A 12,685-nucleotide genomic window follows, 5' to 3' on the forward strand; every position below is an offset into this window, starting at 1 on the left:
GGTAACCGTCCTACCAGGACACCGGACCCGTCGTCCGGGACTCCCGAGAGGTGGAGCCCGGCAGCCTCTTCGCCGCCTTCGTCGGCGAGCGCGTGGACGGCCACGACTTCGCGGCGGCCGTCGTCGAGGCGGGCGCGGTCGCCGTACTGGCCTCCCGCCCCGTCGGCGTGCCCGCGATCGTCGTGGACGACGTCCAGGCCGCCCTCGGCGCCCTCGCCCGGCACGTCGTGGGCCGCCTCGGCGCGACCCTCGTCGCCCTCACCGGCTCGGCGGGCAAGACCAGCACCAAGGACCTCGTCGCCCAGGTGCTGCGCAGCAAGGCGCCGACCGTTTTCACGCCGGGCTCCCTCAACAACGAGATCGGGCTCCCGCTGACCGCCCTCAGCGTCACCGAGGAGACGAAGTTCCTCGTGCTGGAGATGGGCGCCCGCGGCATCGGCCACATCCGCTACCTCACCGGCCTGACCCCGCCCAGGATCGGCCTGGTGCTCAACGTCGGCACCGCCCACATCGGCGAGTTCGGCGGCCGTGAGCAGATCGCCCAGGCGAAGGGCGAACTCGTGGAGGCCCTTCCGGAGGACGGCGCGGCGATCCTCAACGCCGACGATCCGTTGGTCCGGGCCATGGCCTCCCGTACCAAGGCGAAGGTGATCCTTTTCGGAGAGTCGGCCGAAGCGGACGTACGCGCCGAGAACGTACGACTCACGGACAGCGGACAGCCCTCCTTCAGGCTTCACACACCCTCCGGTGCAAGCGATGTGACCATGCGCCTGTACGGTGAGCACCACGTGTCGAACGCGCTCGCCGCGGCCGCCGTCGCCCATGAGCTGGGCATGTCCGCGGAAGAGATCGCCACCGCGCTCTCCGAGGCGGGCTCCCTCTCCCGCTGGCGGATGGAGGTCACCGAGCGCCCGGACGGCGTGACCATCGTCAACGACGCCTACAACGCCAATCCCGAGTCCATGCGAGCCGCTCTGCGTGCGCTCGCGGCCATGGGCAAGGGGCGGCGGACCTGGGCGGTGCTCGGCAAGATGGCCGAGCTCGGGGACGAGGCGCTCGCCGAGCACGACGCGGTCGGACGGCTCGCCGTCCGGCTCAACGTCAGCAAGCTCGTCGCGGTCGGGGGCAGGGAAGCGTCCTGGCTGCAACTGGGCGCATATAACGAGGGTTCGTGGGGTGAGGAGTCGGTGCACGTGTCCGACGCACAGGCGGCGGTCGACCTGTTGCGCAGCGAGTTGCGCCCGGGGGACGTCGTGCTCGTGAAGGCGTCCCGTTCGGTGGGGCTGGAGAGCGTTGCCCAGGCGCTGCTCGAGTCCGGTGCCGAGGGTGAGGTTGCCGCCCGATGATGAAGCAGATCCTGTTCGCGGGAGTCATTGGTCTGTTCCTCACCCTGATCGGCACCCCGTTGCTGATCAAGCTCCTCGCGCGCAAGGGCTACGGCCAGTACATCCGCGACGACGGCCCCCGCGAGCACGCCAGCAAGCGCGGTACGCCGACCATGGGCGGTATCGCCTTCATCCTGGCGACGATCGCCGCGTACTTCCTGTCCAAGGTGATCACCGGATACGCGCCGACGTACTCCGGTCTCCTGGTGCTCGGCCTCATGGCCGGCATGGGTCTGGTCGGCTTCCTCGACGACTACATCAAGATCGTCAAGCGGCGTTCGCTGGGTCTGCGGGCCAAGGCGAAGATGGCCGGCCAGCTGCTCGGCGGTATCGCCTTCGCCGTGCTCTCGCTCCAGTTCGCCGACGCGCGCGGCAACACCCCGGCCTCCACCAAGCTGTCGTTCATCACCGACTTCGGCTGGACGATCGGCCCGGTGCTGTTCGTGGTCTGGGCGCTGTTCATGATCCTGGCGATGTCGAACGGCGTGAACCTCACCGACGGTCTGGACGGTCTGGCCACCGGTGCCTCGGTCCTGGTCTTCGGTGCCTACACGTTCATCGGCGTCTGGCAGTTCCAGGAGTCCTGCGCCAACGCGGGGACCCTGACCAACCCGAACGCCTGCTACGAGGTGCGCGACCCGCTCGACCTCGCGGTCGTCTCGTCCGCGCTGATGGGCGCCTGTCTCGGCTTCCTGTGGTGGAACACCTCGCCCGCCAAGATCTTCATGGGCGACACCGGTTCGCTGGCGCTCGGCGGTGTGCTCGCGGGTCTCGCGATCTGCTCCCGCACCGAGTTGCTGATCGCCATCCTCGGCGGCCTGTTCGTCCTCATCACCATGTCGGTCGTCATCCAGGTCGGCTCCTTCAAGCTCACCGGCAAGCGCGTCTTCAGGATGGCGCCACTCCAGCACCACTTCGAACTCAAGGGCTGGTCCGAAGTGCTTGTGGTGGTCCGATTCTGGATCATTCAGGGCATCTGTGTCATCGTCGGACTGGGCCTCTTCTACGCGGGATGGGCAGCGGACAAGTGACCTCTTCGGTGTCTTCGGTGTCTTCGGAGTCCTTCGACTTCCGGGCCAAGCACGTCACCGTCGCCGGGCTCGGCGTCTCCGGCGTCCCGGCGGCCAAGGTGCTGCACGGCCTCGGCGCCCTCGTCACGGTCGTCAACGACGGTGACGACGAGCGCGCCCGCGCGCAGGCGGCCGAACTGGAGGCGCTCGGCATCACCGTGCGCCTCGGGGACGGCGCCACCCTGCCGGAGGGCACCGAGCTCATCGTCACCGCGCCCGGCTGGAAGCCGGACAAGCCGCTGTTCACGGCGGCGGCCGAGGCGGACGTGCCGATCTGGGGCGACGTCGAGCTGGCCTGGCGGCTCCGCGGCCCGGACGCCGCCCCCTGGCTGGCCGTGACGGGCACCAACGGGAAGACCACGACCGTCCAGATGCTCGCCTCCATCCTGGGGGCGGCGGGCCTGCGCACGGCCGCCGTCGGCAACATCGGCGTCTCGCTGCTGGACGCCGTGCTCGGCGAGGAGGAGTACGACGTCCTGGCCGTCGAGCTCTCCAGCTACCAGCTCCACTGGGCGCCTTCGCTGCGCGCCCACTCGGCCGCCGTCCTCAACCTGGCACCCGACCACCTGGACTGGCACGGCTCCATGGAGGCGTACGCCGCCGACAAGGGCCGTATCTACGAGGGCAACCGGGTCGCCTGCGTCTACAACGTGGCCGACAAACTCACCGAGGACCTGGTGCGCGAGGCGGACGTCGAGGAGGGCTGCCGGGCCGTCGGCTTCACCCTCGGCACCCCGGGACCCTCCCAACTCGGCGTAGTGGACGGCATCCTGGTCGACCGCGCCTTCGTCGAGAACCGGCACAAGAACGCGCAGGAGCTGGCGGAGATCTCCGACGTCAACCCGCCCGCGCCGCACAACATCGCCAACGCCCTTGCCGCGGCGGCCCTCGCGCGGGCCTTCGGGGTGCCCGCCACGGCCGTACGGGACGGCCTGCGGGCCTTCCGGCCGGACGCACACCGCATCTCACACGTGGCCGACGTGGGCGGCGTGGCCTACGTCGACGACTCCAAGGCGACCAACACCCACGCCGCGGAAGCCTCGTTGGCGGCATATGAGTCGATCGTATGGATTGCGGGCGGTCTGGCGAAGGGCGCGGCCTTCGACGAGCTGGTCGCCAGGTCGGCGAAGCGGCTTCGCGGTGCCGTCCTCATCGGCGCCGACCGCGCGCTGATCCGAGAGGCCCTCGCGCGACACGCACCGGAAGTACCCGTCGTCGACCTCGACCGGACCGACACTGGGGCGATGCTCCAGGCGGTCCAGGAGGCGAAGCGGATGGCGGTCGCCGGTGACACGGTGCTCCTCGCCCCGGCCTGTGCCTCCATGGACATGTTCACCAACTACAACAAGCGCGGTGACGCGTTCGCGGAGGCGGTTCGCGAACTCGACGCGGGCGCCTGAAGGCGGGTCCCGGCCACATAGGGTGCTTCGGGACCCATGGAGGAACGTGTGACTCGGATGTGGCTCGGGTTTGGTCGGCGGGGGCGAGGAGCCGGTGATGTCCAGTAGCCGTACGGGCCGTCCTCCGGTTCAGCGGGCCGTCAAGCGGCGGCCCGTGTCCTCCCGGACCTCGCGCGACAGCCCCGTACGACGGCTCTACACGCGCGCGCGAAAAGCCTGGGACCGGCCGCTGACCGCGTACTACCTGATCCTCGGCGGCAGCCTGCTGATCACCGTGCTGGGCCTCGTGATGGTGTATTCGGCCTCCCAGATCACCGCGCTCCAGCTGTCCCTGCCCGGGTCGTACTTCTTCCGCAAGCAGTTCCTGGCAGCGGCCATCGGCGGCGGTCTGATGTTCGCCGCCTCGCGCATGCCGGTGAAGCTGCACCGGGCGCTGGCCTACCCGATCCTGGCCGGCGCCGTGTTCCTGATGGTCCTGGTGCAGGTGCCGGGGATAGGGATGGCGGTCAACGGCAACCAGAACTGGATCTCCCTCGGCGGCTCCTTCCAGATCCAGCCCAGTGAGTTCGGCAAGCTCGCGCTCGTGCTGTGGGGCGCGGACCTGATCGCGCGCAAGCAGGAGAAGAAACTGCTGACCCAGTGGAAGCACATGCTGGTGCCGCTGGTCCCGGTCGCGTTCCTGCTGCTCGGGCTGATCATGCTCGGCGGCGACATGGGCACGGCGATCATCCTGACGGCGATCCTGTTCGGGCTGCTGTGGCTGGCGGGAGCGCCCACCCGGCTGTTCGTCGGCGTGCTGTCGGTCGCCTCCGCGATCGGTGTGATCCTGATCAAGACCAGCCCGAACCGCATGGCCCGGCTCGCCTGCATCGGCGCCACCGAACCCCGCTCCGGGGTCGCCGACTGCTGGCAGGCCGTGCACGGGATCTATGCCCTCGCCTCCGGCGGGCTCTTCGGATCAGGCCTGGGGGCGAGTGTGGAAAAATGGGGCCAACTGCCCGAAGCCCACACCGACTTCATCTTCGCCGTCACTGGTGAGGAACTGGGCCTGGCGGGGACGCTGTCGGTGCTCGCCCTCTTCGCCGCTCTAGGCTATGCGGGTATCCGCGTGGCCGGACGCACGGAGGACCCCTTCGTGAGGTACGCCGCGGGAGGCGTGACCACCTGGATCACCGCCCAGGCGGTGATCAACATCGGTGCGGTGCTCGGTCTGCTGCCGATCGCCGGCGTCCCCCTCCCGCTGTTCTCCTACGGAGGGTCCGCCCTGCTGCCGACCATGTTCGCCATCGGGCTGCTGATCGCCTTCGCGCGAGACGAGCCCGCGGCACGGGCGGCGCTTGCCATGCGCCAGACCCGCTTTGGTAAAAAGCGGGCGGGAGATTCCGGCTCCGGCCGGGGATCTCGGAGATGGAACACGATGCGACGGCGTGCCTCGGCGGCGCGCTCGTCCGGAGAGCGGTGAATTTCGGTGCATGTCGTACTCGCTGGTGGGGGGACCGCCGGCCACATCGAGCCCGCGCTCGCCCTCGCGGACGCCCTGCGCAGGCAGGACCCGACCGTCGGGATCACGGCCCTGGGCACGGAGCGCGGTCTGGAGACCAGGCTCGTCCCGGAGCGCGGCTACGAGCTCGCGCTCATCCCGGCGGTGCCGCTGCCGCGCAAGCCCACTCCTGAGCTGATCACCGTCCCGGGCCGGCTGCGCGGCACGATCAAGGCGACCGAGCAGATCCTGGAGCGCACCAAGGCCGACGCCGTGGTCGGCTTCGGCGGTTACGTCGCCCTGCCCGCCTATCTCGCGGCCAAGCGCCTCGGCGTGCCGATCGTGATCCACGAGGCCAACGCCCGGCCCGGACTCGCCAACAAGATCGGCTCCCGGTACGCCGCCCAGGTCGCCGTCTCCACGCCCGACAGCAAGCTGCGCAATGCCCGCTACATCGGCATCCCGCTGCGCCGCTCCATCGCCACCCTGGACCGTGCCGCCGCCCGTCCCGAGGCGCGTGCTCGCTTCGGCCTCGACCCGAACCTGCCCACGCTGCTCGTCTCCGGCGGATCGCAGGGCGCCCGCCGCCTCAACGAGGTGGTCCAGCAGGTCGCTCCGTGGCTCCAGCAGGCCGGCATCCAGATCCTGCACGCGGTCGGCCCCAAGAACGAACTGCCGCAGGTACATCAGATGCCGGGAATGCCCCCCTACATCCCGGTAAGTTACCTGGACCGGATGGACCTCGCGTACGCCGCGGCCGACATGATGCTCTGCCGCGCGGGCGCGATGACCGTCGCCGAACTCTCCGCCGTCGGACTCCCGGCCGCCTATGTCCCGCTGCCCATCGGCAACGGCGAACAGCGGCTCAACGCCCAGCCGGTGGTCAAGGCCGGCGGCGGACTGCTGGTCGACGACGCGGAACTCACCCCGGAGTGGGTCCAGCAGAACGTCCTGCCCGTGCTCGCCGATCCGCACCGGTTGTACGAGATGTCCCGTGCCGCCGGTGAGTTCGGCCGCCGGGACGCCGACGACCTGCTCGTCGGCATGGTGTACGAGGCGATCGCCTCGCGCCGTTAGGACCATATGACGGAGGGCAGAGAGCGTGGCCGGACCGACCACCGCCGAGCGCGGTGACCGCCAACAGGAGTCGTCCGGCCCGCCGCTCGTCCGGAGGCTGCGCGCGTCGCGCCTTCGTACGATCGTCATTCTGGTCGTCGCCCTCGTGCTCCTCGGGGCCGGTTCCGTCTGGCTGTTGTACGGCTCGCAGTGGCTGCGCGTGGAACGCGTGTCGGTCTCCGGAACGCGGGTCCTGACCTCCGCGCAGGTCCGCGAGGCCGCGCGCGTGCCGGTCGGGGAGCCGCTGATTTCCGTCGACACGGACGCGATCGAGGCCCGGCTTCGCCAGAAATTGCCCCGAATTGGCGTGGTTGATGTCGTCCGTTCCTGGCCTCATGGAATCGGGCTGAAAGTGACCGAGCGCGCTCCGGTTCTACTTGTCCGAAAGGCCGGAAAGTTTGTCGAAGTGGACGACGAGGGCGTCCGTTTCGCCACGGTTTCGCAGGCGCCGAAAGGCGTTCCGACTCTGGAATTGAAGGTGTCCCGGTCCGGTTCGTCCGCCGCGAGCCTGCGGCGTTTCGGGCGGGACCGGCTGGTGCGCGAGGCGGTGCGCGTCGCCGGCGCCGTTCCGGCCGCGGTCGCGCGGGACACGCGGGTCGTCAAAGTCCGTTCATACGACGACATCTCGCTGGAGCTGAGCGGCGGACGCACGGTGGCCTGGGGCAGCGCCGACAGCGGTCGCGCGAAGGCCCGCGCCCTCACCGCGCTGATGAAAGCCGCCTCCGGCGCACGGCACTTCGATGTCAGTGTCCCCACCGCCCCTGCGTCAGTCGGAAGTTGACGCACATCAGCGCAGGCCAGCACCCTGGTTGGGCACTGCTACGGCTGATCACATAGGGTGAAAAGAAAAACGGGAGGTTCGGCGTGTTCGTTGTACGCACGCCACTTGTCGACTTAGTGTCCTGTTCAGAAGACTCCAAGGAACGGACATACTGGTAACCCTAAACTTCAGCGTTAGGGTTCGGGTCGGCGCTCGGACCGTCCCATTCGGCATCAGTCGGCGGAGCGCGGCGTACCCGCGAGACGACGGCAACGTAATTCGAGGCGAGAGGCCTTCGACGTGGCAGCACCGCAGAACTACCTCGCAGTCATCAAGGTCATCGGTGTCGGCGGCGGTGGTGTCAATGCCATCAACCGGATGATCGAGGTCGGTCTCAAGGGCGTCGAGTTCATCGCCATCAACACCGACGCACAGGCGCTGTTGATGAGCGACGCCGACGTCAAGCTCGACGTCGGCCGTGAACTGACGCGCGGACTCGGCGCCGGCGCCAACCCGGCCGTCGGCCGCAAGGCAGCCGAGGACCACCGCGAGGAGATCGAGGAGGTCCTCAAGGGGGCCGACATGGTCTTCGTGACGGCCGGTGAAGGCGGCGGCACCGGCACCGGCGGCGCGCCCGTCGTGGCCAACATCGCCCGCTCCCTGGGCGCCCTGACCATCGGCGTGGTGACGCGCCCGTTCACCTTCGAGGGGCGGCGCCGCGCGAACCAGGCCGAGGACGGCATCGCCGAACTCCGCGAAGAGGTCGACACCCTCATCGTCATCCCGAACGACCGGCTGCTGTCCATCTCGGACCGCCAGGTCTCGGTCCTGGACGCCTTCAAGTCCGCGGACCAGGTCCTGCTCTCCGGTGTCCAGGGCATCACCGACCTCATCACCACCCCCGGCCTGATCAACCTGGACTTCGCCGACGTGAAGTCGGTCATGTCCGAGGCCGGTTCGGCTCTCATGGGCATCGGTTCGGCCCGCGGCGACGACCGCGCGGTGGCCGCGGCCGAGATGGCGATCTCCTCGCCGCTCCTGGAGGCCTCCATCGACGGTGCCCGGGGTGTGCTGCTCTCCATCTCCGGCGGCTCGGACCTCGGTCTGTTCGAGATCAACGAGGCCGCCCAGCTGGTCAGCGAGGCCGCCCACCCCGAGGCCAACATCATCTTCGGTGCGGTCATCGACGACGCCCTCGGTGACGAGGTGCGGGTCACCGTGATCGCGGCCGGATTCGACGGCGGGCAGCCGCCGGCCCGCCGGGACAACGTCCTCGGCTCGGCCTCGGCCTCCGCCCGCCGCGAGGAGCCGGCTCCGGTACGGCAGCCGGAGAGCCGCCCGTCCTTCGGCGCGCTCGGCAGCGTGACGCCGAAGGAGGAGCCGGAGCCCGCGCCGGCCGCGGTGAACGACACCCCGGCCGTCCCGCCGGTCACGCCGGCCCCGCGGACCTACGCGGACAGCGCGGCCGAGGAACTGGACGTGCCGGACTTCCTGAAGTGATAGGACAGCGCGACATCGTGAGCGGCGCGCACTTCGCCTTCACCGACAGGTGGGGCGGGGTGAGCGCCGTTCCGTACGAGGAGCTCAACCTCGGCGGAGCGGTCGGTGACGACCCCGCCGCCGTCCGGGCCAACCGCGAACTGGCGGCCGGATCCCTGGGGATCGATCCGGGCCGGGTGGTCTGGATGAACCAGGTGCACGGAGCGGACGTGGCCGTGGTGGACGGCCCCTGGGGTTCCGACGCCGAGATCCCGTCGGTCGACGCCGTCGTCACGGCGCGCCGCGGACTCGCCCTCGCCGTGCTCACCGCCGACTGCGTGCCGGTGCTGCTGGCCGATCCCGTCGCCGGGATCGCCGCGGCGGCCCACGCGGGCCGGCCCGGGATGGTCGCCGGGGTCGTCCCCGCCGCCGTACGGGCCATGATCGAACTCGGTGCCGTGCCGTCCCGGATCGTCGCCCGCACCGGGCCCGCCGTCTGCGGCCGGTGCTACGAGGTGCCCGAGGCGATGCGCGCCGAGGTGGCCCGCGCCGAGCCGGCGGCGCACTCCGAGACGAGCTGGGGCACGCCGGCGGTCGATGTGGCCGCCGGCGTGCACGCGCAGCTCGAACGGCTCGGGGTGCACGACCGGGAGCAGTCGCCGGTGTGCACGCTGGAGTCGGGCGATCACTTCTCGTACCGCCGCGACCGCACCACCGGGCGGCTCGCCGGCTATGTGTGGCTGGACTGATGGGACATGACGGACCGTAAGGGCGAAATCGCCGGAAATCTGGCGAAGGTGGAGGAGCGCATCGCCGCGGCGTGCGTGGCCGCCGGGCGCAAGCGGGAGGAGGTGACCCTGATCGTGGTCACCAAGACCTACCCGGCCGGCGATGTGCGGATCCTGTCGGAGCTCGGTGTGCGTCATGTGGCCGAGAACCGGGACCAGGACGCGGCCCCCAAGGCGGCCGCCTGCTCGGATCTGCCCCTTAACTGGCACTTTGTCGGTCAATTGCAGACCAATAAGGTGCGATCCGTGGTCGGCTACGCGGATTTCGTGCAGTCCGTCGACCGTTCCAGGCTCGTCACGGCTCTGTCGAAGGAGGCGCACCGGGCCGGGCGTGAGGTGGGGTGCCTGATTCAGGTGGCGCTGGACGCGGACGAGACCGGAAGAGGGGAGCGGGGTGGTGTGGCGCCGGGCGGAATCGAAGAGTTGGCCGACCTCGTCTCCGGCGCTCCGGGACTTCGGCTCGACGGGCTGATGACCGTCGCTCCGCTCACCGGGGAGTACGCCGGACGTCAACAGGCGGCGTTCGAGCGGTTGATGGATTTGTCGACTGACCTGCGCCGAGCCCATCCGGCTGCGAACATGGTCTCTGCAGGGATGAGCGCGGACCTCGAACAGGCCGTGGCGGCCGGAGCGACACATGTACGCGTCGGCACCGCGGTACTCGGAGTCCGCCCCGGGCTCGGGTAACGTCGCCAGGAAGTCGGACCACAGCAGAAAATATGGTCAATTCCGCCGAAGGCGGGCACAACGACCTCGTGGATCGCAGGGACTTGGCAGTCGTCAGTCGATCCACCACAGAGCGGAGGACTCAGAGCATGGCCGGCGCGATGCGCAAGATGGCGGTCTACCTCGGCCTCGTGGAGGACGACGGGTACGACGGCCGTGGATTCGACCCCGACGACGACTTCGAGCCCGAACTGGACCCGGAGCCCGAGCGGGACCACCGGCGGCACGAGCCGTCACACCAGTCGCACGGGTCACACCAGTCCCAAAGGGACGAATCGGTGCGAGTGGTGCACCCTCCCGCGCAGCGCGACCCGGTTTCCCACTCGGCTTCGCTACCCGCGGAATCAGGACGTCCGGCGCGCATCGCGCCCGTGGCGTCCATCACACAAGAACGTCAGTCCCTGGAGAAGAACGCACCGGTGATCATGCCCAAGGTCGTGTCGGAACGAGAGCCGTACCGGATCACCACGCTTCACCCCCGGACCTACAACGAGGCCCGTACCATCGGGGAACACTTCCGTGAGGGCACCCCGGTGATCATGAATCTGACTGAGATGGACGACACAGATGCGAAGCGACTTGTCGACTTTGCGGCGGGATTGGTGTTTGGTCTTCACGGCAGCATCGAGCGGGTGACGCAGAAGGTGTTCCTGTTGTCGCCTGCTAACGTCGATGTCACGGCGGAGGACAAGGCCCGCATCGCAGAGGGCGGGTTCTTCAACCAGAGCTGAGACGCAAGACCGGAAACCGCAGTACCAGCAGCACGGGAAAACAGGGGAGAGGGAAGCACGGGTCATGAGCGTGGTCCTGGATGTCATCTACATCGCGCTGATGTGCTTCCTCATCGTGCTCATCTTCCGGTTGGTCATGGACTACGTCTTCCAGTTCGCCCGCTCATGGCAGCCCGGCAAGGCGATGGTGGTCGTTCTGGAGGCCACCTACACTGTCACCGATCCACCGCTCAAGCTTCTGCGGCGGTTCATTCCGCCGCTGCGTCTCGGGGGCGTGGCGCTCGACCTGTCCTTCTTCGTACTGATGATCATCGTCTACATCCTGATCTCGATCGTGAGCCGGCTGTGAGCGATGTGAACTACCGTCTTGCCGATGCCGACGACTACGTTGAGGTGAAGAGATGCCGTTGACCCCCGAGGACGTGCGGAACAAGCAGTTCACGACCGTCCGCCTCCGAGAAGGCTATGACGAGGACGAGGTCGATGCCTTCCTCGATGAGGTCGAAGCCGAGCTGACGCGCCTCCTCCGTGAGAACGAGGACCTGCGCGCCAAGCTGGCGGCGGCCACGCGTGCTGCTGCCCAGAACCAGCAGAACATGCGCAAGCCTCCGGAGCAGGACCAGCAGCCCGGCATGCCCCAGCAGGGTATGCGAGGGCCCGGCGCTCCGGTGCCCGCCGGCATATCGGGCCCGCCGCAGCAGCAGATGGGTGGCCCCATGGGAGGCCCGCCCCAGCTGCCCAGCGGCGCTCCGCAGCTGCCGGCCGGTCCCAGCGGCCAGGGCGGTCCGCAGGGTCCCGGTCCGATGGGCCAGGGTCCGATGGGTCAGGGTCCGATGGGTCAGGGTCCGATGGGCCAGGGTCCCGGCATGGGCCAGGGCATGGGCCAGGGTCCGATGGGCCAGGGTCCGATGGGTGGCCAGCCCCCCATGCCGCAGCAGATGGGCGGTCCGATGGGCGGCCCCATGGGCGGTCCGATGGGCGGCCCCGGTCAGGGCCCCGGTGGCGACAGCGCCGCCCGTGTCCTCTCGCTGGCCCAGCAGACCGCCGACCAGGCGATCGCCGAGGCCCGCTCCGAGGCGAACAAGATCGTCGGCGAGGCCCGCAGCCGCGCCGAGGGTCTGGAGCGTGACGCCCGTGCCAAGGCCGACGCCCTGGAGCGGGACGCGCAGGAGAAGCACCGCGTCGCGATGGGCTCTCTCGAGTCCGCCCGCGCCACGCTGGAGCGCAAGGTCGAGGACCTGCGCGGCTTCGAGCGCGAGTACCGCACGCGTCTGAAGTCGTACCTGGAGTCGCAGCTGCGCCAGCTGGAGACCCAGGCCGACGACTCGCTCGCCCCGCCGCGCACCCCGGCCGCCGCGTCGCTCCCGCCGTCCCCGGCGCCTTCCATGGCTCCGGCAGGCGCGAGCGCCCCGTCCTACGGCGGCAACCAGCCGATGGGCGGCCCGTCGGCCCCCGCTGCCCCGTCCTACGGCGGCCAGCAGCAGATGTCCCCGGCGATGACCCAGCCGATGGCTCCCGTCCGTCCGCAGGGGCCGTCGCCGATGGGGCAGGCGCCTTCGCCGATGCGAGGGTTCCTGATCGACGAGGACGACAACTGACGGTCAGTAGTACGCCTTAGGCGTCGGCAGCGTTCAGGGCGGGGGCCCCCGTTCCCGCCCCGGGCCCCCCCCGTATACGCCGCTTATCCCCCCCCCCCCCGCGCGCGCCCCCCCGGAGTGGGGCAGCGGGGGGGGGCGCGCTACGCGCGTGA

Annotated in this window: 11 protein-coding genes and 1 pseudogene; all 12 read left to right on the forward strand. The window is 69.6% G+C overall.

Annotated features, from left to right (window positions below):
* Positions 1-5: 5 nt before the first annotated feature.
* Positions 6-1,346, forward strand: a pseudogene (gene murF / locus ACFW2E_RS27375) (UDP-N-acetylmuramoyl-tripeptide--D-alanyl-D-alanine ligase); the annotation flags it as partial.
* Positions 1,346-2,416, forward strand: coding sequence for a phospho-N-acetylmuramoyl-pentapeptide-transferase (mraY, locus tag ACFW2E_RS27380; RefSeq protein ID WP_384469738.1), 1,071 nt, complete (start codon positions 1,346-1,348; stop codon positions 2,414-2,416). The pseudogene murF and the gene mraY, both read left to right, overlap by 1 nt.
* Positions 2,398-3,855, forward strand: a complete 1,458-nt coding sequence (murD, locus tag ACFW2E_RS27385; protein WP_384469729.1) for a UDP-N-acetylmuramoyl-L-alanine--D-glutamate ligase — start codon at positions 2,398-2,400, stop codon at positions 3,853-3,855. Before mraY ends, murD begins: the two co-directional genes overlap by 19 nt.
* Before the next feature lie 97 nt (positions 3,856-3,952).
* Positions 3,953-5,317 (forward strand): putative lipid II flippase FtsW, encoded by a 1,365-nt coding sequence (gene ftsW, locus ACFW2E_RS27390; RefSeq protein WP_384469730.1) that lies wholly within the window; start codon positions 3,953-3,955, stop codon positions 5,315-5,317.
* A gap of 6 nt (positions 5,318-5,323) precedes the next feature.
* Positions 5,324-6,412, forward strand: coding sequence for an undecaprenyldiphospho-muramoylpentapeptide beta-N-acetylglucosaminyltransferase (gene murG, locus ACFW2E_RS27395; RefSeq protein ID WP_384469731.1), 1,089 nt, complete (start codon positions 5,324-5,326; stop codon positions 6,410-6,412).
* A gap of 25 nt (positions 6,413-6,437) precedes the next feature.
* On the forward strand, positions 6,438-7,232 hold the full coding sequence (locus tag ACFW2E_RS27400; RefSeq protein WP_384469732.1) for a cell division protein FtsQ/DivIB: 795 nt from the start codon (positions 6,438-6,440) through the stop codon (positions 7,230-7,232).
* Between the two features lie 279 nt (positions 7,233-7,511).
* Entirely contained in the window at positions 7,512-8,711 is a 1,200-nt protein-coding gene (ftsZ, locus tag ACFW2E_RS27405) for a cell division protein FtsZ (RefSeq protein WP_384469733.1), read from the forward strand.
* On the forward strand, positions 8,708-9,439 hold the full coding sequence (pgeF, locus tag ACFW2E_RS27410) for a peptidoglycan editing factor PgeF (protein ID WP_384469734.1): 732 nt from the start codon (positions 8,708-8,710) through the stop codon (positions 9,437-9,439). Before ftsZ ends, pgeF begins: the two co-directional genes overlap by 4 nt.
* Before the next feature lie 6 nt (positions 9,440-9,445).
* Positions 9,446-10,165: a YggS family pyridoxal phosphate-dependent enzyme gene (locus ACFW2E_RS27415; RefSeq protein WP_384469735.1), complete on the forward strand. Its 720-nt coding sequence runs from the start codon at positions 9,446-9,448 to the stop codon at positions 10,163-10,165.
* Positions 10,166-10,293: 128 nt separating this feature from the next.
* Entirely contained in the window at positions 10,294-10,935 is a 642-nt protein-coding gene (locus ACFW2E_RS27420) for a cell division protein SepF (RefSeq protein WP_384469736.1), read from the forward strand.
* 64 nt (positions 10,936-10,999) lie between these two features.
* Complete coding sequence (locus ACFW2E_RS27425) at positions 11,000-11,284, forward strand: YggT family protein (protein WP_016435858.1); 285 nt, start codon at positions 11,000-11,002, stop codon at positions 11,282-11,284.
* A 52-nt stretch (positions 11,285-11,336) separates the two neighbouring features.
* Positions 11,337-12,533, forward strand: coding sequence for a DivIVA domain-containing protein (locus ACFW2E_RS27430; protein WP_384469737.1), 1,197 nt, complete (start codon positions 11,337-11,339; stop codon positions 12,531-12,533).
* The last annotated feature ends 152 nt before the right edge of the window (positions 12,534-12,685 follow it).

The sequence above is a fragment of the Streptomyces sp. NPDC058964 genome (assembly GCF_042741275.1).
Taxonomy (GTDB): domain Bacteria; phylum Actinomycetota; class Actinomycetes; order Streptomycetales; family Streptomycetaceae; genus Streptomyces.

Coding starts and splice junctions, on each gene's coding strand:
- ACFW2E_RS27425 (WP_016435858.1), top strand. CDS start 11,000: ATGAGCGTGGTCCTGGATGTCATCTACATCGCGCTGATGTGCTTCCTC.
- ACFW2E_RS27415 (WP_384469735.1), top strand. CDS start 9,446: ATGACGGACCGTAAGGGCGAAATCGCCGGAAATCTGGCGAAGGTGGAG.
- ACFW2E_RS27430 (WP_384469737.1), top strand. CDS start 11,337: ATGCCGTTGACCCCCGAGGACGTGCGGAACAAGCAGTTCACGACCGTC.
- mraY (WP_384469738.1), top strand. CDS start 1,346: ATGAAGCAGATCCTGTTCGCGGGAGTCATTGGTCTGTTCCTCACCCTG.
- ACFW2E_RS27420 (WP_384469736.1), top strand. CDS start 10,294: ATGGCCGGCGCGATGCGCAAGATGGCGGTCTACCTCGGCCTCGTGGAG.
- ftsW (WP_384469730.1), top strand. CDS start 3,953: ATGTCCAGTAGCCGTACGGGCCGTCCTCCGGTTCAGCGGGCCGTCAAG.
- murD (WP_384469729.1), top strand. CDS start 2,398: ATGGGCAGCGGACAAGTGACCTCTTCGGTGTCTTCGGTGTCTTCGGAG.